The organism is uncultured Roseobacter sp., assembly GCF_947495025.1.
Classification (GTDB): domain Bacteria; phylum Pseudomonadota; class Alphaproteobacteria; order Rhodobacterales; family Rhodobacteraceae; genus Roseobacter.
Window position 1 is genome coordinate 23,930 of record NZ_CANLXG010000004.1, and the last position, 21,998, is coordinate 45,927.

Consider the following 21,998-nt stretch of genomic DNA (forward strand, 5'->3'; position numbering starts at 1 on the left):
ATCCGGTTGCATCGTCTTGTGGAAAAGACTGTATGCGCCCAGCCGGCACTTGTTCAGCCTGATTGCAATCAGTGCCGATGCGCGGCAGCGCAGGTGAACTTGTTCCTGGCCCGCCTTCATTCGGGCACTGCTCAATCTGATGCACCCGGGCGCCTATCCGCTGTCTGACAGACCCTCTGTGATTGTCACGGATGCATGGCAGGCACCCTCGCGCTGCTGGCGTGCCATCTGGTACGCCTGTGATGCATAACAGGCAAGTGCGCGCTCCTTACTGTCAAATTCAATGATCACATGTCTTTGCCATGGATCGCCTTCGAGCGTGGTAGAATCCCCGCCCCGGGCGACAAACCGTGCGCCGTACTCTGCAAAAGCTTTTGGTGCATGGTGCTGATAACCGGCATAGCGTTCCGCATCGGTTATCGTGACATGTGCAATCCAGTAGCCTTTAGCCATCTGCGGTCTCACCTTTCTGTGTGTCCAGAAACGGCTGCGCTGTGCGCCCGGCATCACTGATGTGCTCCTCGACAGCAGCCCGGGCGTCTTCCGGTGATCCGCTCAGGATAGCTGCGTGGATGCTGCGCATGTGCTCTATCCCTGGCCTGGATCTGTCCTTTGCTGCAATTGTCAGGGCACGCAACCTGCTGATCCGTCCGTTAAGTCTCTGTACCACTTCCCAGGCGATCGTATGCCCTGCTGCTTCGAAAATGATCTGATAGAACCGCGTTGTTGCCTGGAGCAGCCGGGACCATTCGGTGTCGTGCAGGGTGTCTTCGAGCACGTGCAGAGCATTGGTCAGATCCCGTGCAATACGTTCGTTTCTGTTGCGTGCACAGGCGGCTGCCGCTGACCCTTCCAGCTGGCGTCGGATGTCATAGATCTGCTGTGCCTGATCCCAGCTCAGCGTTGCAACAACAGGCCCGCGGTTCGGCAGGATTTCGACCAGGCCTTCCGCTTCGAGGAAACGGATTGTCTCGCGAATGACAGTACGGCTGACGCCAAGCTGGTCGCACAGAGGTCGCTCGACCAGCCGCTCCCCCGGTGCAAAGTGTCCGTCGATAATGGCTTCCCGCATGCGTGCCTGTACGATGTCCCGCAGTGTCTGAGGGGCCTGTTCGATTTTGCGAAGTGCGGTCTTTGGTGCGGCCATGCCCGTGTTTACCAGCGCACCCGGAAGCAAACAAGGATTATTGACATACGGTATTATGGTATACCATAGTTACGGCTCAGTATTCCTGACCCGGAAAGCCATATGCCTGCCGAAATCCGAAAGACGCTCCTTCATGTTGAAAACACCCTGATCGAGGGCGGGCGGCCAGCGACTGTGCCGCTGCGGCTGATTGCTGCGATGGCGGTGATCAGCAACCCGTGGTCCGGAAAGGGTTTCGTCGAAGATCTGTCACCTGAAATCCGCGATTGTGCACCCGGTCTCGGCGCGTTGCTCACCGAAATGATCCTCGATGCGGCAGGTGGCGGTGACAGGGTCGAGGGTTATGGAAAATCAGCAGTCGTCGGACTGAACGGCGAGGTAGAGCACGCTTCTGCTCTGATACACACGCTGCATTTCGGCAACCATTACCGCAATGCCGTGGGTGCCAGGTCCTATCTTTCCTTCTGCAACACACGCGGTCCGGCCAACGCGCCGCTTATGATCCCGCTGATGGACAAGCACGACGGTGGACGCCGCTCACACTACCTGACCATTCAGACATCGGTAGCGGATGCACCGGCGGCAGATGAGATACTGATTGCGCTGGGCGCCTCCATCGGCGGCAGGCCGCACCACCGCATTGGTGACCGGTATCAGGACCTGAAGGAGCTGGGTCATGACGCAGACAATCCTGCCGCTGTCTGAAAGCGGGCTTCGGGTTTCGCTGCGCGAAGCGGGCGCCGGCGACACAATTCTCCTGATACACGGCGTTGGCCTGCAGTCCGCCGCATGGCAGCCGCAGATAGACGCGTTGCGGCGACGTTACCGTGTTATTGCAGTTGACATGCCCGGGCATGGCGGCAGCGACGCGTTGCCAAAGGGCAGCGACCTGCCTGGTTTTGTGGACTGGTGTCGTCAGGTCGTCCGGCAGACCCGGAGCGGCCCGGTCAGTATCGTTGGTCATTCCATGGGAGCGCTGATTGCGGCGGGATTTGCCGTGCAGTTTCCGGACATGACCCGCCGGGTCGCACTGCTCAACGGCGTTTTCCGCCGCGGTGCGGAGGCAAGGGATGCGGTAACGGCGCGGGCTGATCGGATTGCTGCCGGCGACATTGATGTGGATACGCCGCTGCAGCGCTGGTTTGGAGCAAGCCCGTCAGAGATCGCTGCGCGGGAGCGCGTGGCTGGCTGGCTCAGTGACGTAAACCCGCGCGGTTATGCGACGGCCTACAGCGCTTTCGCGCGTGGTGACGCCACATATGCCGACAGGTTTGGCAGTATTTCCTGCCCTTTTCTGGCGATGACAGGCGATATGGACCCGAATTCCACACCGGCGATGTCACGACAGATGGCCAACATCGTGGCGAAGGGTGAGGTATGTGTCATCAGGGGGCACCGGCACATGATTAACCTGACCGCACCAGATGCCGTGAATGCGCATCTGACAGACTGGCTTGACCGCACCGCGGAAACGGAGGCCGCGGTATGACCGGTATCGATCCGAGAGCGCTACGGTCGGCATTTGGCAGTTTCATGACTGGTGTCACTGTGGTGACGGCAATGGATGACCACCAGAAACCTGTGGGTTTCACAGCAAATTCATTTACGTCTGTGTCGCTTGAACCCCCGCTTTTGCTTGTGTGCCTCGCAAAAACCTCCGGCAACTATGACGTGCTGACCGCAGCAGCGAATTTTGCGGTCAACGTCCTGGCCGAAGATCAGACGGAAGTCTCGAATACATTTGCCCGCCCCGTTGAGGACCGTTTCGCAACGGTGAAATGGCGCAGAGGGCCAAACGGTGGGCCGGTGCTGGAAGGTGTATGCGCGTGGTTTGACTGCAGCATGCACCAGCAGGTGGACGCTGGCGACCATGTGATCCTGGTCGGTGAGGTGCAAGCGTTCGACAGTACACCCGCGCCGGGTCTGGGATATGTGCGGGGCGCCTATGTGACACCATCAACCGGGGCGGACCTGCTGACATCCGGCACCGACCTTGTCGTTTCGGCGATCATCATCCGGGACGGACACGTGCTGCTTGTAGACAGTGGTGACGGAGGATCAGGCCTGCCCGAAGCCGCAGTAAAGACAGATGGTGCGTCCGCTGCTCTGACAGCGCTGATTGCTGGAACCGACGTGCCCGCTGAGCCTGGTTTTGTTTATTCGGTTTTTGAGGACACCGGCAGACGCCGTCAGCACATTTCGTTTCTCTGTCAGGCGGACGCCGGGGTGCCGTCACGCGGCACATTTGTACCTCTGAGTCCTGCTGCGCTGGACGACATATCTGATCCGGCAGTCCTTTCCATGCTGGAAAGGCTCTCGCAGGAAATGGAACTGGGGCAGTTCGGCATCTATTTCGGAAATCAGAACAGGGGCCAAGTACGCCCGGTATTGCAGGGAGACTGAGCAGATGCGGTTCTCATTGTTCGTTCATATGGAAAGAATTTCGCCCGAACAGGACCAGCGCGCGCTCTATGACGATTTTGTCAATCTGGCAAAGATCGCGGACGACGGTGGAATGCATGCGGTCTGGACGGGTGAGCACCACGGCATGGACTTTACCATCGCACCGAACCCGTTTCTCAATCTAGTCGACCTGGCCCATCAGACCAAAAACGTACGCCTGGGTACGGGAACAATAATCGCCCCGTTCTGGCATCCGATAAGATTGGCTGGCGAGGCCGCAATGGCCGACATGATTACGGACGGACGGCTGGATCTCGGGATCGCGCGGGGCGCGTATAATTACGAGTACGAGCGGATGGTGCCGGGTATGGATGCATGGGATGCCGGGTTGCGCATGCGCGAGCTGATCCCGGCCATACAGGGTCTCTGGCGTGGTGATCATGCGCTTGACGGCACTTACCACAGCTTCCCGCAGACCACTTCCTCGCCACGGCCGGTGCAGGAAGGCGGGCCGCCGGTCTGGGTGGCTGCACGCGATCCGAACAGCCACGAGTTTGCCATTTCAAATGGGTGTCATGTGCAGGTGACGCCCCTGTGGCAGGGCGACGACGAGATTGCGCGCCTGATGCAGACGTTCGAGGCGTCGTGCCGGAAATTCCCTGAGGTGCCGCGGCCCCAGATCATGCTGCTCAATCATACCTATATCGCCGCTGATGCCGCAGACGCCCGGCTCGCGGCAGAGGAAATCAATCGGTTCTATTGCTATTTTGGCGCCTGGTTCAAAAACGAAAGAGCCGTGTCGCAGGGGCTCATCGCACCACTGTCGGATGCAGAGATCGCCGCCCATCCGTTTTATTCACCCGAAGCGATGTTGCGGGACAATGTCATTGCGACGCCGGATGATGCCATCACGCGGATCCGCACGTATGAGGCAATGGGTTATGACGAATATTCCTTCTGGATCGACAGTGGTATGAGCTATGAGCGCAAGAAAGCGTCGCTGGAGCGGTTTATCTCGGACGTGATGCCGGCTTTTGCCTGAAGGAGCGGACATGCAGCAGTTTCAGCAGTACATCGGCGGGGGATTTTCCGACGGCAGCGCGCGGTTTGACAGTGCGGACCCTGCGACAGGTATCGCCTGGGCGCAGATGCCGGAAGCGCGGCGCGATGATGTCAATGCTGCGGTGGCTGCTGCAAAGGCCGCTTTCTTCTCTCCTGAATGGGCCGGGATGACGGCCTCTGAACGGGGCAAACGCATTGCCCGTATGGCAGATCTCGTTGCGGAAAACGCGCAGAAACTGGCGGAGCTGGAAACCCGGGACACCGGAAAAATCATCAGAGAGACCTCCGCTCAGATAGCCTATGTGGCTGAATATTATCGTTATTACGCGGGGCTGGCCGACAAGATCGAAGGGGCGCACCTGCCGATTGACAAGCCTGATATGGAAGTCTGGCTCCGCCGTGAACCGGTGGGCGTCGTTGCTGCTGTTGTGCCCTGGAACTCGCAACTGTTCCTGTCCGCGGTCAAAATCGGACCGGCACTGGCCGCAGGCTGCACAGTGGTCCTGAAAGCATCCGAGGAAGGCCCGGCGCCATTGCTGGAGTTTGCCAGGATATTTGATCAGGCCGGTTTTCCGCCAGGGGTGCTCAACATTGTTACAGGGTTCGGCCCGGAATGTGGTGCCGTCCTTAGCAGCCACCCGGATGTTGATCATGTTGCGTTTACCGGCGGGCCGGAAACGGCGCGGCATATCGTGCGGAACTCGGCAGAAAACCTTGCGTCGACCTCTCTGGAACTGGGTGGCAAGTCGCCTTTCATCGTTTTCGCCGATGCAGATCTCGAAAGTGCGGTAAATGCGCAGGTATCCGGCATTTTTGCGGCATCGGGACAGAGCTGTGTCGCGGGTTCGCGCCTTGTTATCCAGGACAGCATCTTTGATGCTTTTCTGGCGCGCCTTAAGGAAAAGGCCGAAGCCATAGTGATCGGCAGGCCGGATGACATGGCAACCGAAGTGGGCCCTTTGTGCACGAAGGCGCAGGTCGATCGGGCCGCTGACCTGGTTGCACGGTCATGCGCGGCGGGTGCCCGGGTCGTCACGGGAGGCACACCGCGCGGCGGCAATGGTTATTACTTCCCGCCAACGATTCTGGATTGCAGTGATGCGCCACAGGCGCCGTGCCTCACCGAAGAGTTCTTTGGCCCGGTGCTTTCCGTTGTGCAGTTTTCTTCAGAAGCGGAGGCCGTCACGCTGGCCAATAATACGGCATACGGGCTCGCGTCTGGGGTTTTCACCAAAGACCTGACCCGGGCGCACAGAATGATCCGCAATATCAAAGCCGGTATTGTCTGGGTTAACACCTATCGTGCGGTGAGCCCGATCGCCCCCTTTGGCGGCCATGGACTGAGCGGTCACGGGCGGGAAGGCGGGCTGCAGGCCGCACTGGATTATACCAGGGTAAAGGCAGTCTGGCTCCGGACCAGCGATGACCCGATACCCGACCCGTTTGTCATGCGCTGAACACCCCCGAAAAACGCCCTTGCACCCGCAGGATTTCTGCACTCCTGCATCTCAGTCACTGTCTTTCTCCGCCCGGAAAGAACCCGGGGACTGGCCGTTTTGCTGCCGGAAGGTCCTGCTGAAAAATGCGGGGTCCTGAAATCCCGAGCGTGCGGCGATTTCGGCGACAGAATGACGGGTAAATTCCAGCAGTCGGCGTGCTTCTACCATCCGTCGCTGGCGCACAAGCTCATTTGGCGTGATGCCAAGAAGCCTTTTGCACACACGGGTCAGATGTGCCGGGGAAACTCCCGTGAGGCGCGCGTAGTCACTGACTGAAAGGGCATCGCCGAAATGCGCTTCGACCGCGTCGCAGAATGCCTGCGCCTGTTTTTCATGCAACGTGGTTTCGGGGCTTTCCAAAGGGCGCGAACCAGAGTTCTGTTTTTTTTCGCCGGACCGGAAACAGAGAACCATAAGGCGCGCCAGAGTACACAGCATCGCGTCCCGGTTGACGGACACTCCGGCGAACGTCCTGCGAAGTTGCGCGGCTGTTGTTCGGATATCAGCAAAACCGGGCGCGCCGGTCTGTTCAGTTAGAACAGCACCACTGCCCGACAGAGCCATGATCCGCGACTGTGTGTCAGCGTCCAGCGCAGCCATTGTGAATGTAAGCACATCGCCTTCGGTATTCTCGGGGAACCGGAAGCCATGCGCGATCCCGGGTGCGACCAGCAGGGCAGCCGGTGATCTTGTCAGAAAGTCGGTGTTCTCCAGACTGATCGCGACCCCGGGTGTTTCAAACACGAAAACCTGAGCCAGCCGCCGATGCCTGTGAAGTCGGATTGTCCAATCATGATTGCGGCTGCGTTCTCTTATACGCTCGTGGTGAACAGGGTCGTTGTAGCTCCCTGCGAGAAGGTTTCCGTATAAATCATAGTTTGGTACAGAGATCTGCATGGCCCGGTGGTCTTTGATGTAAATCTGACTCTGACTGAATAGTGCAAGAGACTGCTCTCAAAGTCCATTTCATTGCGCATCCGAAGACTTAGGATGACGCTCTGCCAGAAAGGGAGGGCGTTTGATGGTGAAGACAGTGAAAACGTCCGTCTGCATTATCGGTTCAGGGCCTGGCGGGCTCTTGCTGTCGCAGCTTCTGTCAAACGAAGGGATCGATACGGTTCTGATTGACCGGCGGGATCAGGTACACATTGAGGGGCGGATACGCGCCGGTGTTCTGGAACAGGGAACGGTTGAGGCGTTGCAGGAAGCGGGTGTAGCCGACCGACTGAACCGCGAGGGACTGCAACACTATGGATTTGAGCTGGCTTTTGACGGGGACAGGCACCGGATTGACCTGCGTGCGCTCACCGGAAAACCGGTCACAGTTTACGGGCAGACTGAGGTCACAAAAGATCTGTTCTCCCGGAGGCATGCGCAGGGACAACAGTTCTTCTTCAATGCGCAGAACGTACAGCCGGAAAACCTGCTTTCGACCAAGCCATCTGTCAGCTTTCTGATCGACGGGCAGGCCTTGCGGGTGACCTGTGACTATGTTGCGGGCTGTGATGGTTTTCAAGGGGTGTCGCGCCGGTCCATACCCGCTGACGTGCTGAAAACTTTCGAACGTGTCTATCCCTTTGGCTGGCTTGGCATTCTGGTCGACAGGCCACCGGTCAGTGAAGAACTGATTTATGCCAACCACGCACGCGGCTTTGCTCTCGCTTCAATGCGGTCGGAAACGCGCAGCAGGTACTATGTCCAGTGCGGTGCAGATGACCGCCCCGGGGACTGGTCAGACGATCGTTTCTGGGAAGAATTCGAAATCAGGCTCGGGCCTGACGCTGCCAGGGGGCTGCAGACCGGGCCGTCGTTCGAAAAAAGCATTGCGCTGCTGAGGTCGTTCGTTGCCGAACCGATGCGGTATGGAAACCTTTTTCTGGCCGGTGACGCTGCGCATATTGTACCACCAACCGGCGCCAAGGGCCTGAACCTTGCCGTGGCGGATGTGCGAATCCTGTCGCGCGCTCTGACAGAGCACTACCGGACCGGCAATGACCACTGGATCGATACCTATTCAGAAACGGTTCTTAAACGTGTGTGGAAGGTCGAACGGTTTTCCTGGCAGCTGTCGACCCTGATGCATCAGTTTCCACAGAATTCGGAATTTGAAAAACGGATGCAGCGGGCCGAGTTTGATTACCTGTGCAGTTCGGAGGCCGCTTCGCGTACAATAGCGGAGAACTATGTTGGCCTGCCGCTGGAGTGATGCGATGGACGCGATAACCCTGCGCGATCAGCTGATCGCCTTCCGCCACCGGCCTTCTTCGGCGGGCACAGTTGTTTTCATCAGTCCTGCCGGGTTTGATCAGGGATATTGGGACCACGTGATTACAGCGCTCGACCGTGGGCTGGGAACGCTGACGTTCGATCTGCGGGGGCAGGGGCTCAGCGGGACACTGTCAGAGGACGTCATGGCAGGTGATCTGGCCGCCGATCTGGCCGGTCTGATGGCGCATCTGGACACTGGTGCAGCCACCCTGGTTGGCGCGGCAGAAGGAGGTGTTGTTGCGGCAATGCTGGCCCAGTCGCGCCCCGATCTTGTCCACCATCTGGTTCTCGTTGATCCGCATCTTGCAATGGGACCTGAGGTATCTGCAGATGAAGCTGTGATCATGAGGTCCGATGCTGCTGCGCCTGCCTCTCAGAGAGTTAATCGGTATCTTTCGGAAGCGTTCCGCGATGCGCACCCCAATCAGGCCTCACTGTTCCGGCACATGCTCGAGCGTGGTTCCGGTCGCGATGCGGTCAGACTGCAAGCTGCTTGCAGTAAGGTGTCACTTGCGGAACTCGGGTCGCAGCTGGCGGTTCCGGTAACGTTCATTTCGGGCACAGATTGCGGGAGTAAAGGCGCAGAGCGGCTGCGCGCGCTCAGAGCGGCTCTTCCTGCCAGCACGTGCATATCCATCGGCGACGGGGCAATCTGCCTGCCTTTTGAAGAAGCGTCCGAACTCGCGGGGAAAATCAGTGCGATTGCGGCGTTGGATTTGCCGCGGGAAGCCGCCGGTGCGCTGGTGCGCCGCGCTGTTCTGGGGGATGCGCATGTCGACCGCGCAGGTGCAGCAGCCACAGCGTTCGACAGATCTTTTCAGACGCTGATCACAGAAGGTGCATGGGGTACAGTCTGGGCCAGTAACGCAATATCCCGTCGGGAACGGTCAATGATCACTCTTGCGCTTCTTGCAGCACTGGGAAATTTTGACGAAATCCCCATGCATATCCGCGCAACCCGGGCCACCGGGGCAAGCCGGACGGACATCGAACAGGTATTCCAGCATGTTGCCGTTTATGCCGGTGTGCCACGTGCAAACCACGCTATCAGACTGGCCAAAGAGGTATTCAGGGAGATGGAGAGTGATGACTGACATACCCTTCAGGCGCCGTGATCCCGACTGGCATCCGCCCGCTCTTGCGCCGGACTACCGGTCCAGCCGGCTGCGGTCACCGCACCACAAACTGCTGCACTACGCCCCGACAGAAACCGAGATGACAGGACCTGCGTTCGGGCAGGATATGCCAGGTCCTGAAGACCATGATCTTCTGATCAACTTTGCGCAGCCCGGGGAAACTGCGTTGGGGCCGCGCATTATTGTTCATGGCAGGCTGCTGGATGAAAACGGCCGCGCGCTGCCGGGGAAACTGATCGAGATATGGCAGGCGAATGCCGGTGGACGTTACAGGCACAGATCCGACGGGTATCTGGCGCCGCTTGACCCCAATTTCGGCGGGTGCGGGCGGTGCATCACGGATGCGGAAGGGAAGTATTTGTTCCGGTCAGTGCAGCCCGGACCTTACCCCTGGCCCAACGGGGGGAATGACTGGCGTCCGGCGCATATTCATTTTTCTGTTTTCGGGGACGGCTTTGCCCAGCGACTGATTACCCAGATGTATTTCGAGGGTGATCCGCATATTGCGCTCTGCCCGATTGTACAGTCGATCCCGTCAGAGGCGGCTATCGACCGTCTGGTTGCCCGGTTTGACCCGGGTGCCACTGTCCCGATGGATATCCGGGCATATCGTTTCGATATTGTGTTGCGCGGGCGGCAGGCGACCGTGTTTGAAAACCGCAGGGAGGGTCTTTGAGTGACGGAGTTCAGAGAATCCCCCTCGCAGACTGCCGGGCCCTATGTGCACATCGGGTGCATGCCGGGTGTCGCGGGTATTCAGGGCATGTACGGCGACACGGACCCCGGCTCAGAAATGGTGCAGACCGTCTGTGCCGACCCCGTCATATCACTGGAGGTCGGCGTTCTTGATGGCGCTGGCGCGCCTGTGTGCGATGCGATGATCGAGATCTGGCAGGCGGGTCCGGAGGGAAGCTTTGGGGTCACGCGGGGCTTCTGCAACTGGGGCCGCGCGGCGACTGACGCAGCGACAGGCGTTGCAACGTTCGAAACTCTCAGACCTGGCGCCATCGGGTCTCAGGCACCACATATCCTGGTATGGATCGTGGCGCGCGGCATCAACCTGGGTCTGATGACACGGATTTATTTTGACGATGCGCCAGAGACCAATGCCCGGGACGAGGTTTTCAAGATTGCCGGTGACCGGGCCGGAACGCTTGTTGCCAGGTCCGTAAGTGGCGGGTTCAGGCATACTATCCGCCTGCAGGGTCCTGACGAGACTGTCTTTTTCGATGTCTGAATTCGCCAGCTGTCAGGTTTTGTCACACTCATAGGTTATTTTGCCGTCGCAGATCGTCAGTACGGCCGAAGCGTCAGTGATATGCTCCGGCGCCAGTGAGGTCAGATCGTGGCTCATGACAGCAATATCGGCCATCATGCCTGGCCGCAGGCGCCCTTTGCGATCCTCGCGGAATTCGGCCCAGGCATTGTTGCATGTATAACTCGCAAGCGTATCCATCAGGCTTTGCGTCTGGTCTCGCCATTCAGGTCCCGGGGACAGCGGGTCAATTGCGGCTCTGATATTCGGCATGACATCCACCGGCATCACAGGCCAGTCGGTCGAGAAAATAACCGGCGCACCGGACCGCCGGATATCCTGCCAGGCAAAGGCACCGGGCAGCTGATGCGGGTGCAGATACTGCCCGGCCGCGTCAGGTGGAAAGATGTGTCCTGTTGGCGCATGGCCGGGCTGAATTGAGGCCACAATGTCAAGCTTTGCGAGCCTGGGGATATCATCCGGGTGCATAACCTCCAGATGTTCGATCCGATGCCTGCTGTCGCGTCGCCCGTTTGTCCTGCGGGCCGCCTCGTATGCATCGATGGTTCGCCTGATGCCGGCATCCCCGACCGCATGCACAGCAATCTGAAAACCCAGCCGGTCGGCAAGGGTACAGGCGCTGACAAAGTGGTCCTGGGTGAAAACTTCGTCACCGGTGTTACCGCCGGCGCCGAGTTTACCCGGATAGGGCTCCAGCATCAGGGCCGTGCCGCTTTCCATCACGCCGTCGATAAACATTTTGACGTGGTTGCAGCGTATCCTGTCCCCCTGAAACCGGGCCCGCATGGCAGGCGCCTCTGATGCCAGCCGTTCGAGCGGATCTGTTCCTTTGAAATGGAACGGGACCTCGCAACGACACGCCAGTCTGCCCTCATGGTCCAGTTCGGAAAGCAGTTCCAGCTGGTAGGTATTGCCATCCATCAGATGCAGGCTGGTAATTCCCTGCGCGGCGCAATGCAAAAGACCCCGGGCAATGGCATCTTTGTCCATCTCCCGCTGGGCCGGGGTTGGTGGGGGAACGGGGTCCTTTCCCGTCGTCAGCCCCAGCATTTCGCGGCCCTCGTGGCGCGTCATTCCGAGCACCGGACCGTAGGCCCCGGGTTCAAGCAGTTCACCGCTCGCGAGCCCGTCGGATCCCAAAACAATCTCGGAGCCGGGTTCGACGCTGCCACCTTCCAGTAAACCCGCCGCCTCAAGAGCAGCCGTATTGGCCCATACCGTGTGGTGATCCGGGGCGAACATCGCCAGTGGTCTGTCTTGCAGTACCTGGTCGAGGTCATGACGCGTCGGGGTCCGGTTGCTGCTGACGATGTCGTAATCGGCCATCACGCAGAAAACCAGCGCGTCATCCGGATTGGCACCTGCATAGGGTCTGATGGCGGCTTTCATGGCATCAAGGCCCGAAACGCCGTACAGGTTCAGACAGCTGAGCTCGACCGATCCGCCAAACAGATGGACATGGCTGTCAATAAATCCGGGCAGAACGGTCGCACCTCTGGCGTCGACGACTTTTGTTCCGGTTCCTGCCAGGGCCGCGATGTCAGAACTCCTGCCAACGGCGGATATGAGCCCGTCAGTAATCGCGAGGGCGTCTGCACCTGCGGCACCTTCGTCAAAAGTGATGAGCGCGGCATTCAGAATGACAATATCTGCGGTCATCGTGAGGCCTCATGAAAAGCGGCGCTTCCGGATGTACCGCGAAGCGATGCTAACCGCCGCAGGCCGGCTGTTTCAAGTACCGCCGCCTGCCAGAGATCCGGCAGCGCCACGGTGAGCGCCGACCGGTAGCGTGCTCCCGGATCCTTCTTCCGACAATGCCGGCTTCAGCCGGCTGACGCGACCGCCAGGCCTTCTGCATCAAAGAAATGCGTTCTGCCATCCTCAAAGGAAAGGCCACAGACATCCCCCGGCGCAAGTTCTGTATCGCCCGCGATACGCACAGTGATCCGGCCCGCACTACCGCAGTCCATCACGACAAAAGTGTCCGCGCCAAGATATTCCAGCACGTCAACTGTTCCGTCGATGTTGCCGGTACCGGCACCGGTCACCGTGATGTGCTCTGGTCTGATACCCACCTGCTCGGCTCTGCCGGGCTGTGCAACACCAGTGGTGCAGGACGCTGGAAAAACATTCATTCTCGGCGAGCCGATGAACTGAGCCACAAAGAGGTTCGCGGGATTTTCATAAAGTTCCCGCGGTGATCCGACCTGTGCGATCCTGCCACCATCCAGAACCACGATCCGGTCGGCGAGTGTCATCGCCTCTACCTGGTCGTGGGTGACATAGATCATTGTGGACCTGAGTGTCTGGTGAAGTTTTGCGATCTCATACCGCATCTCAACACGCAGCGCGGCATCGAGGTTCGAAAGAGGTTCGTCGAACAGGAAGGCAGTGGGGTCACGAACGATTGAACGCCCGATGGCGACGCGCTGACGCTGGCCGCCCGAAAGGTCCTTTGGTCGCCGGTCGAGGTACGCGTCGAGCTTGAGCACACGTGCTGCCTCATCCACTTTTTCCTCGATTTCAGCGGCAGGCAGGCCCGCCGATTTCAGAGGAAAACCCACATTGTCCCGCACGGACATATGCGGATAGAGCGCATAGCTCTGGAACACCATCGCAAGGCCGCGTTTGTTGGGGGGCTCTGCCGTGGCGTCGCGGCCGGCAATGATAATCTGCCCGCGCGATGTCTCCTCGAGCCCGGCGATCATGCGCAGCAGCGTGGACTTCCCACAGCCCGAGGGGCCAACGAAAATAATGAACTCGCCTTCTTCGATTTCCAGATCAACACCTTTGATGACCTGAACCTCACCATACCATTTCTCGACGGTTTTCAGTGCAATTGAAGACATTATGCGGCCCCCTGACATGTTTCCGGAGACTGGCCGGCCCATCCAAGCCAGACAGCAGCTGTCCAGGTAAAGGACCCTCCACCAGCAGGTGCACCGGTGAGCGGGTCGTAGTATTCGGCAAAACCGTGTTGCTCCATCAACCGGGCGGTGTCCTGACGGATGCGGTGCGCCAGGTCATGATGGCCCTGTTCCTCAAGGCCGGAGCCGACCAGATAATTCATGATGGGCCATGTCGGTCCGCGCCAGTAGCGCAGCGGCTCGAACCCTTCGGCCTTCGGATCAAAGCTTGCAAGGCCGTATTCGGCAGCGCCAAGCATCCTTTCAAGCGCGGGGCGTGCGCGGTCGTCGTCAATACCGGCATACCAGCACAACGACGAGGCATTGCTCAGCACTCCGTTGAACAGCCCTGTGTGCACATCGCGGCTGTCATAGCTGCCGGTTTCGTCGTTCCAGAGCGACTGTGCGCCTTCTTCCAGCGTCCGGATCCATTCTTCGACTTCCGAGACATCCTGTCCGAAGCGACGGCCCATGGTTTCCAGATCGCGCTGGGCACGCAGGAGCGTGAAGGTCATCGTAGGGTCAGCGACCCGAAAGGGGTTGAGCTCCAGAAGCCGTGCCTGGTCCCAGTTGACCGATACGCCGATCTGCACCAGCTTTATGTAACGGTCGTAGTCGTATTTGGTCGGGCGCATGGCCGGATCGACATGGCTTGTATCGCGACGCGTGTAGGTACCCACATCACTCGGGTCGATAGCACGCATGGCGTTGTCCCAGTCCGGCGCATTGTCACGTCCGGCCTCCCAGGGATGGGTGACGCAGACAGCACCCTGATCGAGGCGCCACGTCATGAACCAGCGGTGCCACTCCTTCAGCTTTGGCCAGATGGCGCGGGCCCGGGCCTCGCCTGTCGGATCGGCGGCCAGCATTTTTGCCATGAAGGAGGCCGCGACCGGCGGCTGACTGATGCCCGAAGAGGGGATCGGGCCGCGACCCTTCCAGACATCCGGTCCCGGGTAATAGCCCGGGTCGGGTCTGTGAAAGAGAATGTGGGGGATCATGCCGTCTTCCCACTGGCCGGCAACCAGAGTTTCCAGCTCCTGCCAACCGCGTGCAGGATCGAAGGTCGAAAACCCCCACGCGGCAAAGGCACTGTCCCAGTTCCACTGATAGGGATACAGGCCATGTGTGGGCAGCGTGTAACCGCCTTTGTCGTTCTGGCGGAGAATGTTTCGTGCGCGTTCTGTCAGATCAGTCATTGCTCGGTCCTCGTGCCGGCGCGCTGCAACGGGGCAGCAGCGTTATTGTCAGGTGCATGTGTCATCCTTTCACCGAGCCGGCCGTAAGGCCCTTTGTCATGAAACGTTCCAGTCCCAGGAAAATTGCCATGATCGGAACGGTCGCGATCACCGAACCGGCCATCAGGTGCTGGCGCGGGATTTCCGAAGAATTCAGCGATGCAATGCCACGGGTCAGGGTGAATTTGCTCGGATCATCCAGCAGCATGAAAGCCAGCAGGAACTCGTTCCAGGCGATCATGAAGACATAGAGTGATACCGATGCCATTGCGGGCAGAGAGAGCGGCAGCGTTATTTTCCAGATGACCTGGAGACGGTTGAGGCCGTCCATGAGACCCGCCTCCTCGACCTCGCCGGGCAGCCCCCGGAAGTAGCCCTGCAGCATATAAAGAGCCACAGGAATCGTGGTCACCGGATAGATCATGATGATCCCTGCAATCGAGTTACGCAGGCCCGTCATCGAAAAGGCGATGTAGATAGGCAGCGCAAGAACGATCATGGGCACCATATAGATCAGCAGGATCGACCGCGAGAACGCCGCGCGCCCCTTAAAGCGCAGTCTTGCAACCGCATAGGCACCGGGGATCGCGAAAAGCAGCGTGATAATTACTGTCAGTACCGAGATCACGAAAGAATTCAGCAGATATGTACCAAAGTTGAACTGGCTGAACAGTTCTTCGTAGGACCGGAACAGTTCCGCGCCACGGGAAAGCTCGATAGAAAAATCCAGTGGGTTCTGGATCATCTCAGACTGATTTTTCAGGCTTGTCAGAACCATCACATAAAATGGGATCAGCACGATTGCTGTGAAAAAGATGTACCCAAAGCCAGTAAGAAAGCGGATCACCGAGGCTTCAAAAACATGCCGGTTTATTGCGCCGGTCTCGACATCCTCGAGCATGATCCACAGCCCCAGAGCTGAAAATCCGGCAGTGGCGAACGCCCCCAGAACGGCTGAGAACCCGGAGACGTTTTCGCCGATTACGATGGGGCCGAAACCGGCCAGGGTCGCCGCGGTGACCGCGAGCGCGGCGACGGCTGGTTGCCACGACTTTCCGCGGATGCAGGCGAAACCGGTCAGAATACCCCAGACCATTGCGCCGGTGCCCGACGGCCGGAAGGCAGAGCCCGTTGAAAAACTCATAGCGACGGCGACAGTCGTGGCGATGATAAACAGCCACAGCACACCGAGCACAGGCGCGGTGATATACCCATAACGGAGCATGCTCATAGCCCTTCCTCCCGGCTGATAAATCTGAAGAAGAAGACAGAGAAGAGCAGCAGGCAGCCAAAGATAACCACGGCAACCGCCGCACCTGCGCCGATATTGGAGATGGCAAATGCCTGTTCGTAGACATTCACAGTCAGTGTTCGCGTGCCGGCGTTGCCGCCGGTCAGCAGGAAAATGTCGTCGAATTTGTTGAAGGTCCAGATGAACCGCAACAGGAACAACACACTGAGAATACCCAGCAACTGCGGCACCGACAGCGCCCAGAACTGCTGGAACGGCGATGCGCCATCCATATCGGCGGCCTCGTACATATCCGTGTCAATGCTCTGCATGCGTGCCAGGATGAAAAGGAAGGACAGCGGGAAGTACCGCCAGATTTCAAAGACGGTGACCATGATCAGCGCCAGCGGTCGCTCTCCGAAGAAATTGATCGACTGCTGCGTCACACCCATCTGTACCAGCAACGCGTTTGCCGAACCTGAAAACGGGTCAAACAGAATGATCCAGGCAAATGCCACGGCGATCACCGGCGAGACGTAGGGAAAAAGATACAGACCGCGCAGGATGCCCTGTCCGCGGAAGGACTTGTTCAGCAGAAGTGCTGCGAAAAGGCCAAAGAGCAGCGCGCCTATGGTGCCGAACACGGTATAGAAAAGCGTGACCCAGAGCACCTCCCAGAATTCGTCCCCGTCAAAAACACGGGCGAAGTTGTTAAAGGTAAAGGTCGCGTTGGTCAGAATGTTGGAGCTTTTGCCACTGATGGCAACCGGACTGTCCTGGGGGCGCAGGCCGTTGTCGAGATAGGCCTGTTCAACCGTCACCGGGATCATAAGGCGCTCGCGCTGACCACCCTCCCAGTCGCCAAGATCACACCTCAGATCGCGCCCTTCGAGCACACAGCGCTCGTCAAGCGTGCCGACGACAAGGCCCTCCGGGATGACATCCGCAATACCTACGCCGGTAATGGGTTGTTCCTGAGATGAATTGCGCAGGCGGTAACGGATATTGGCCTGATCTCCGGCGGCTTCAAAATCGCCACGGATATCCTCGCGCACGACCATCTCCGGGGCGCGCAGATCAGACAGGGAAACCGGCTTTACCGATATCCAGAAAATTGCGAGCAGGGGCAACACAACGACCAGTGCGACAGCGGTGATCGTGGGTGCCAGCAGGCCCCAGGCCAGCCGCGCTTCCAGCCGCGCGAGGGGGCCCGTGCCCTTCGGTGGAACAGCATCAGTCATGGTTCATCCTGAAATCAGATAAGGCAAGAGGAGGCGGCGGCAGGCGCCGCCTCCGGCGGTGCGCTGGTCTTACTGTACGCTGGCAATCGCCGTGTTCAGCTCTGCGACGGTGGCCGCTGCGTCCCGTTCGCCGTCAATGAATTCCCGTACGAGGCGGTTGATCACCTGGCTGTTGATGATCTTGGAGGCCACTGCGAGCTGACCGTCCGAGACGCCCCAGCGTTGTGCTACGTCCAGACCGCCAACGATCTCATCGATCATCGCCTGGTCATACAGGTCGCCGAGCGGCGCTTTGCGGTCTACACCCACATCCAGTGTGGCCCACAGGTCAGAGAACTGGCCCGGGTTCTCCGCCGTTCCGCGCCGCACCGGGAATTTGCCTTCCGGCGCGATGGCCAGCGTCTGACCGTAGCCCTCATTCATTGAATACTGCACGAATTCCATTGCTGCATCCGTAGAGGCGTCTGATGTGATCCCGAAATAGCGGATGTCACCCCAGGCAGCGCCGTCCGGGTTGGACGGACCGGCAAAGTTTGTAACGATGCCAGTCGCCGCTGCAAGATCGCGCGAAGTCGGGTCATCATTTATTGTGGGTGGTGCACTGTCGCGCAGTCCGGCCAGTTCATCGAGGATAAACGGTGACCAGATGATCATTGCCGCATTGCCTGAGAAATACAGCGTCCGGGACTGATCCCAGTAGAGATCCCCGGGAGGAGAGGCTTTTGCGATTGCCTTGTAGAACTCCAGTACCTCAATGGTGGCCGCCTCATCCAGCGGTTCGATCCCGTCGGGCCCGACCGGCGAGACGCCATTGGCAAGGAAAACGTGTTCCAGCACCTGTGACATGAAATTCTCGTCGATCTTGGTTGCTGCGACAAAGCCATACATCGATGGCGGGTTGTGCAGTGCCTCGACCGCTGCAAGGACATTGGCGTAGGTGGTTGGTGGTTCGAGTCCTGCTTCCTCGAACTTGTCGGCGCGATAGACCAGCATCTGCGTCCAGCCATCCACCGGAACAGAGGCGTAGCCGTCTGCATTTGCAGCCATGCCGAGAGCACCCGGCGCGAAGGTGTCTTCGCCAAGAGCTTCGATCACGTCAGTGGCCGCGTCCGTGTCCAGAATACCCGCGTCTGCCCATGGAAGTGCATACTGCAGCGGGTGATAGATCACATCCGGAAGGTCGCCGGCTGCGAAAGCAGCAGTCGCCCGCGTACCAAGATCAGATTCCGTGACCGGGATAACCTCTACGGTGTGTCCGGTGGCGGCTGCAAAATCAGACGCCATCTGTTCCTGCCGCGCCAGACGCTCGGGCTGCTCTTCGGTTGTCCAGAAGCGGATGGATTCTGCGTTGGCAGCGACCGACGACAGGCAAAGTGCCATCGCCACGCCGGCCAGCAGTGTGGATTTGTGGTTGAGTTTCATTGTCTTCCTCCCATTGAAGTTCTGTTTAAGCGGCGTGTTGTGCCACGCGCCCGGCAATTTCGCCGGATGTGAGTGCAGGCGGGCCTGCGGATCCGCGATCCAGAAAGACCGCCTGTTCGGTTTCGCGCAGATCCTGCGGGTCCTCGCCCCGTATTCTGCGGATCAGCAGGCTGCTGAGCGTGCTGCCCGACCTGGTGAAATTGACGGCATATGTGCTGAGCGGAGGCGTCGCATGAGCGCCATCGGGTGTTCCGTCATACGACAGCGTCGACAGGTCGGAACCGATCACGAGGCCGCATTCTGCCGCTGCCCGGTACACACCCAGAGCGGCCATATCGACAGCACAGACGATCGCCGTCGGCGGCGCGGGCAGCCGAAGCATCCGCAGCGCTTCGAGGCGACCTTCGGCAATTGTCACGGCGTCATCGCCCATCAGATGCGCGTCTGCCTCCAGACCTGCCTCCTGCATGCCCAGCAAAAAACCGTCACGGCGCAAGGCCGCATAATTGTATTGCAGGCCGCCATTGATAAAGCCGATGCGACTGTGTCCCAGAGCGGCCAGTCTGCGCACTGCGTCCTGCATCGCATCCTCGCCCAGCAGATCGAACCAGGCGCAGTCTGTGGGATCGGCTGTCCGGCCGAACAGAACAAAGGGAATGCGTTTGCGGCGGAGAAGCTCGATGCGGTCATCGTGCACCAGTGTGCGGGGAATGATAAATCCGTCCACTTTGCGATCCCGGATCATCGACGAAAAAGTCTCGAGTGTGTGGTCCGGATCGTTGGCCGCAGCCAGGGTCAGCGTCCAGCCCTCGGCGCTCGCACCCTGCGATACCCCTGCCAGGAATTCTGCAAGGAACGGGCGGTGTGCGTCGTGGTCCGCCATCTGGATCACAAGTCCGACCGACCGGGTCAGACCGGTGCGGATCGCCTGCGCAAAGCTGAGCGGATTGTACCCCATTTTTTCGGCCATGCGCCGCACCCTCAGGCGGGTGCCTTCCGCAATATCCGGGTAGTCGTTGAGTGCTCGGGACACTGTTGATTTCGTCAGGCCAAGCGCATCGGAAACGTCAGAAATCGTCACCCGGTTTGCACCGGTATTCTGCACCGACTGATCCGCTGCTGTCCGCAAAACACTGTCCTCCCTGGAATCAGGGTGAGTTCCGAAACCGGTTTCGGCAAGGGAAAATGCGGCTTTCTCCGATCCGGTTGCTCCGTACCCGATTGCCTGATCGCCGTCTGGAGGTGTTTCTGCACAAAGCGAAGCCGTCTCCGGATTTCAACCAAAGGCGGCAGATCATTATGTTTTCATGGACCTTTCGCGAAGTGTTCGCTGGTGTCAGAACCTTATTCGGGTTGCCATTCCCGGCGCGTGAAACCAACGAATGTATCGCCCAGTTCAGTGGTCACATTCCGCGCAAGAACCTCGCGGATCGTGCTGGTGTTCTGGATCGCTTTCCAGCCCGGACCGGAAAAAGTCGAGGGTTTGAACACGTGTTTCGACAGCAGGGGATTCGTCAGTGCCTGGCTGAATGCATCAAGCGCGACAAAAATCAGAATGACGTTTGGCAGAGGGCTGTTTTTGACCCTGTCCTCGCAGAAAAGCCCAACGTGAAAATCGACATCCCGCGTGTTCCTGTAGAATTTGCGCAGCATTCCGGCGACCTCCGGGTCAGAGGAAATGCTTTCAAACGAAAAGGGCCGGTTCTGCCCGAGGTAGTCACAGTAGTCGGAAAACCCGGCCAGCTGACAGAAACGGTCCTGCTCAATGGACGACACTTCAATGTGAAGCAGCGGTTCTGCCGTGTTTCTCGGCCCCAGTTCTGCGGCCTGTGTCGCGCTGATATCAGCGAATGCGCCGCCCAATCCGCCGTCGATGAGCAGACTGTTGTTCATAAATGTGGACCCCACCGGCTGCATTTTTCCGCCCCAGCGTATCTGGTCGGGGATAAGAGCATGCCAGCGGTAAAGCAGGCTGAATTCGGTGGTGATCCAGTTTGGTTTGTTCCAGACAGCATTCCAGGCGGCCGCAGGATCTGCGCGCAGGTTGAACGGCATGGGCGAGATGTGATTGATGTAGTCCTCGACCACAATCTTGATGAACAGAACAATCACCGTATTGCGTGCTGTCTCAAAGACACGGTCGTCATCCCAGTCAGGGTTCTCAGTTTCTATTTCGCCGGCAAGGCGATTGTGTTCGCGCAGGAAAAGGGTGTTCATCATTGCTGTCTGGGGAACCGAATTGGCCCGGTCTCCGCCAAAAGCAAAGAGCCTGGCGCGCTTTTCATCGTCGATTTTGCTTTCGCCGAGCGGATGATCAAGCACGGCAAAATCAGGATCTACTTTCCCGTCTTTGTAGAGAAATGGTGCGTAATCCTCACCGTTGATCGTCTGCGTCCGCATCCGCCCCCTGCTGCCCTTCCTGTTGGATCTGAGCCGCAGAGCGTCGGTCTGATCTTCGGTTCTGCCATAGAGCGGGCAAAGGTCAATCTCGTGGTTTGACGTATTGCGTTTCAGCCGGGTTTTAACGGTTTCGCCCCCGGCGGTCAGGTCCTCTGTTTCGGTTCGGATAAATCCGTCGGTCAGGTACTGAGCAAAGGCCGGGAAAAGGCATGTCGATTTCGGACACATCCGCTGGTGCCCGTCACGGCGCCTGAACAGATCGGCAAGCGCTTCAGGGTCGGGCATGTCCACACGTTCTGAGGGCGGCAGATGGCGCCCGCTCCAGCGGCGGTCCGTGAGCCCTGCCCAGGACACATAATCGTGGCGCGTGCTCAGGGGGTGCGGGCGGAAACGGGCGCGTTTGACGACGCGATTGATCGCCCATTTATTTACGAAAGAGGCGAGAGGCGGAATTTCCTCGATGATGCGGAACAGAAATTCCTGAAGGCGGTATGAAAAACTGGCCATGAAAATCACTCTGAAATGGGTCAACTATACGTTGATTATCATCCGGACTTTCAATTTTTTCTAGTGAATTGTCCGGTCAGGTGGTTCAGGGCCGGTTTTATCGGCTGATTCCTGAGCGTTGCAGGATCGAACGGATATCCCCGTGCTGATATTGTGATTGGCAATGCGCGGTCTTTCCGGGGCACAGTCAGACCGGGAGGCACTGTCAGCCATGCAACGGTTTGTCTGACACCACAGGCACGCCGTGCTTATGGTGGGGATG

At 58.9% G+C, this 21,998-nt stretch carries 20 protein-coding genes and 1 pseudogene; 10 read left to right on the plus strand and 11 right to left on the minus strand.

From position 1 onward, the window contains the following. Positions 1–153 precede the first annotated feature (153 nt). Complete coding sequence (locus Q0792_RS17590; protein ID WP_298843892.1) at positions 154–453, minus strand: DUF1330 domain-containing protein; 300 nt, start codon at positions 451–453, stop codon at positions 154–156. Then, positions 446–1,147, minus strand: a complete 702-nt coding sequence (locus Q0792_RS17595) for a GntR family transcriptional regulator (protein WP_298843893.1) — start codon at positions 1,145–1,147, stop codon at positions 446–448. Before Q0792_RS17595 ends, Q0792_RS17590 begins: the two co-directional genes overlap by 8 nt. A gap of 102 nt (positions 1,148–1,249) precedes the next feature. Between Q0792_RS17595 and Q0792_RS17600 the strand changes: the two genes are divergently transcribed. The 5 genes from Q0792_RS17600 to Q0792_RS17620 are packed head-to-tail and all read left to right on the plus strand — an operon-like array spanning position 1,250 to position 6,069. After that, positions 1,250–1,852, plus strand: a complete 603-nt coding sequence (locus Q0792_RS17600; protein ID WP_298843895.1) for an amino acid synthesis family protein — start codon at positions 1,250–1,252, stop codon at positions 1,850–1,852. Further along, positions 1,824–2,636, plus strand: a complete 813-nt coding sequence (locus Q0792_RS17605; protein WP_298843896.1) for an alpha/beta hydrolase — start codon at positions 1,824–1,826, stop codon at positions 2,634–2,636. Before Q0792_RS17600 ends, Q0792_RS17605 begins: the two co-directional genes overlap by 29 nt. Beyond that, positions 2,633–3,550 carry a flavin reductase family protein gene (locus Q0792_RS17610; RefSeq protein WP_298843898.1) on the plus strand — a complete coding sequence of 306 codons (918 nt, stop codon included), beginning with the start codon at positions 2,633–2,635 and terminating at the stop codon, positions 3,548–3,550. The genes Q0792_RS17605 and Q0792_RS17610 overlap by 4 nt, the downstream gene beginning before the upstream one ends. A 4-nt stretch (positions 3,551–3,554) precedes the next feature. Continuing rightward, a complete protein-coding gene (locus Q0792_RS17615) occupies positions 3,555–4,592 on the plus strand; it encodes an LLM class flavin-dependent oxidoreductase (protein ID WP_298843900.1) in 1,038 nt (345 codons plus the stop codon). A 10-nt stretch (positions 4,593–4,602) separates the two neighbouring features. Continuing rightward, positions 4,603–6,069 carry an aldehyde dehydrogenase gene (locus Q0792_RS17620; RefSeq protein WP_298843905.1) on the plus strand — a complete coding sequence of 489 codons (1,467 nt, stop codon included), beginning with the start codon at positions 4,603–4,605 and terminating at the stop codon, positions 6,067–6,069. 51 nt (positions 6,070–6,120) lie between these two features. On the opposite strand, the gene Q0792_RS17625 is transcribed toward Q0792_RS17620, so the two are convergent. Beyond that, the gene (locus Q0792_RS17625) at positions 6,121–6,855 is read right to left on the minus strand and encodes an AraC family transcriptional regulator (protein WP_298843908.1); all 735 of its coding nucleotides are present in this window, start codon (positions 6,853–6,855) and stop codon (positions 6,121–6,123) included. Between the two features lie 277 nt (positions 6,856–7,132). Here Q0792_RS17625 and pobA point away from each other — a divergent pair, with 277 nt between their 5' ends. The 5 genes and pseudogenes from pobA to pcaG all read left to right on the plus strand — a co-directional run bounded on the left by pobA (position 7,133) and on the right by pcaG (position 10,752). Further along, positions 7,133–8,317 carry a 4-hydroxybenzoate 3-monooxygenase gene (pobA, locus tag Q0792_RS17630; protein WP_298843911.1) on the plus strand — a complete coding sequence of 395 codons (1,185 nt, stop codon included), beginning with the start codon at positions 7,133–7,135 and terminating at the stop codon, positions 8,315–8,317. Positions 8,318–8,321: 4 nt separating this feature from the next. Continuing rightward, positions 8,322–8,885, plus strand: a pseudogene (locus Q0792_RS17635) (alpha/beta fold hydrolase); the annotation flags it as partial. A 204-nt stretch (positions 8,886–9,089) separates the two neighbouring features. Continuing rightward, complete coding sequence (pcaC, locus tag Q0792_RS17640; protein ID WP_298844384.1) at positions 9,090–9,473, plus strand: 4-carboxymuconolactone decarboxylase; 384 nt, start codon at positions 9,090–9,092, stop codon at positions 9,471–9,473. Then, positions 9,466–10,191, plus strand: a complete 726-nt coding sequence (pcaH, locus tag Q0792_RS17645; protein ID WP_298843914.1) for a protocatechuate 3,4-dioxygenase subunit beta — start codon at positions 9,466–9,468, stop codon at positions 10,189–10,191. Before pcaC ends, pcaH begins: the two co-directional genes overlap by 8 nt. Continuing rightward, entirely contained in the window at positions 10,192–10,752 is a 561-nt protein-coding gene (gene pcaG / locus Q0792_RS17650; protein ID WP_298843917.1) for a protocatechuate 3,4-dioxygenase subunit alpha, read from the plus strand. It begins immediately after the preceding gene. A gap of 12 nt (positions 10,753–10,764) precedes the next feature. Here the strand turns inward: pcaG and Q0792_RS17655 are convergent, their stop codons facing one another. The 8 genes from Q0792_RS17655 to Q0792_RS17690 all read right to left on the minus strand — a co-directional run bounded on the left by Q0792_RS17655 (position 10,765) and on the right by Q0792_RS17690 (position 21,736). Then, a complete protein-coding gene (locus Q0792_RS17655; protein ID WP_298843920.1) occupies positions 10,765–12,450 on the minus strand; it encodes an amidohydrolase in 1,686 nt (561 codons plus the stop codon). A gap of 164 nt (positions 12,451–12,614) precedes the next feature. Beyond that, positions 12,615–13,640 carry an ABC transporter ATP-binding protein gene (locus Q0792_RS17660; RefSeq protein WP_298843922.1) on the minus strand — a complete coding sequence of 342 codons (1,026 nt, stop codon included), beginning with the start codon at positions 13,638–13,640 and terminating at the stop codon, positions 12,615–12,617. Next, on the minus strand, positions 13,640–14,896 hold the full coding sequence (locus Q0792_RS17665) for a hypothetical protein (protein WP_298843925.1): 1,257 nt from the start codon (positions 14,894–14,896) through the stop codon (positions 13,640–13,642). Before Q0792_RS17665 ends, Q0792_RS17660 begins: the two co-directional genes overlap by 1 nt. A gap of 61 nt (positions 14,897–14,957) precedes the next feature. Further along, positions 14,958–16,166 (minus strand): carbohydrate ABC transporter permease, encoded by a 1,209-nt coding sequence (locus Q0792_RS17670; RefSeq protein ID WP_298843927.1) that lies wholly within the window; start codon positions 16,164–16,166, stop codon positions 14,958–14,960. Beyond that, positions 16,163–17,407 carry a carbohydrate ABC transporter permease gene (locus Q0792_RS17675; protein ID WP_298843929.1) on the minus strand — a complete coding sequence of 415 codons (1,245 nt, stop codon included), beginning with the start codon at positions 17,405–17,407 and terminating at the stop codon, positions 16,163–16,165. Before Q0792_RS17675 ends, Q0792_RS17670 begins: the two co-directional genes overlap by 4 nt. A gap of 69 nt (positions 17,408–17,476) precedes the next feature. Further along, positions 17,477–18,829 (minus strand): ABC transporter substrate-binding protein, encoded by a 1,353-nt coding sequence (locus Q0792_RS17680; RefSeq protein WP_298843931.1) that lies wholly within the window; start codon positions 18,827–18,829, stop codon positions 17,477–17,479. Between the two features lie 25 nt (positions 18,830–18,854). Then, positions 18,855–19,958, minus strand: a complete 1,104-nt coding sequence (locus tag Q0792_RS17685) for a substrate-binding domain-containing protein (protein ID WP_298843933.1) — start codon at positions 19,956–19,958, stop codon at positions 18,855–18,857. Between the two features lie 215 nt (positions 19,959–20,173). Further along, a complete protein-coding gene (locus tag Q0792_RS17690; protein ID WP_298843936.1) occupies positions 20,174–21,736 on the minus strand; it encodes a peroxidase family protein in 1,563 nt (520 codons plus the stop codon). Between the last annotated feature and the right edge of the window lie 262 nt (positions 21,737–21,998).

Excerpts from the sequence above, each read along its gene's own strand:
- Q0792_RS17590 (WP_298843892.1), bottom strand. The coding sequence starts at position 453 with ATGGCTAAAGGCTACTGGATTGCACATGTCACGATAACCGATGCGGAA.
- Q0792_RS17595 (WP_298843893.1), bottom strand. The coding sequence starts at position 1,147 with ATGGCCGCACCAAAGACCGCACTTCGCAAAATCGAACAGGCCCCTCAG.
- Q0792_RS17600 (WP_298843895.1), top strand. The coding sequence starts at position 1,250 with ATGCCTGCCGAAATCCGAAAGACGCTCCTTCATGTTGAAAACACCCTG.
- Q0792_RS17605 (WP_298843896.1), top strand. The coding sequence starts at position 1,824 with ATGACGCAGACAATCCTGCCGCTGTCTGAAAGCGGGCTTCGGGTTTCG.
- Q0792_RS17610 (WP_298843898.1), top strand. The coding sequence starts at position 2,633 with ATGACCGGTATCGATCCGAGAGCGCTACGGTCGGCATTTGGCAGTTTC.
- Q0792_RS17615 (WP_298843900.1), top strand. The coding sequence starts at position 3,555 with ATGCGGTTCTCATTGTTCGTTCATATGGAAAGAATTTCGCCCGAACAG.
- Q0792_RS17620 (WP_298843905.1), top strand. The coding sequence starts at position 4,603 with ATGCAGCAGTTTCAGCAGTACATCGGCGGGGGATTTTCCGACGGCAGC.
- pobA (WP_298843911.1), top strand. The coding sequence starts at position 7,133 with ATGGTGAAGACAGTGAAAACGTCCGTCTGCATTATCGGTTCAGGGCCT.
- pcaH (WP_298843914.1), top strand. The coding sequence starts at position 9,466 with ATGACTGACATACCCTTCAGGCGCCGTGATCCCGACTGGCATCCGCCC.
- Q0792_RS17655 (WP_298843920.1), bottom strand. The coding sequence starts at position 12,450 with ATGACCGCAGATATTGTCATTCTGAATGCCGCGCTCATCACTTTTGAC.
- Q0792_RS17660 (WP_298843922.1), bottom strand. The coding sequence starts at position 13,640 with ATGTCTTCAATTGCACTGAAAACCGTCGAGAAATGGTATGGTGAGGTT.
- Q0792_RS17665 (WP_298843925.1), bottom strand. The coding sequence starts at position 14,896 with ATGACTGATCTGACAGAACGCGCACGAAACATTCTCCGCCAGAACGAC.
- Q0792_RS17670 (WP_298843927.1), bottom strand. The coding sequence starts at position 16,166 with ATGAGCATGCTCCGTTATGGGTATATCACCGCGCCTGTGCTCGGTGTG.
- Q0792_RS17675 (WP_298843929.1), bottom strand. The coding sequence starts at position 17,407 with ATGACTGATGCTGTTCCACCGAAGGGCACGGGCCCCCTCGCGCGGCTG.
- Q0792_RS17680 (WP_298843931.1), bottom strand. The coding sequence starts at position 18,829 with ATGAAACTCAACCACAAATCCACACTGCTGGCCGGCGTGGCGATGGCA.
- Q0792_RS17690 (WP_298843936.1), bottom strand. The coding sequence starts at position 21,736 with ATGGCCAGTTTTTCATACCGCCTTCAGGAATTTCTGTTCCGCATCATC.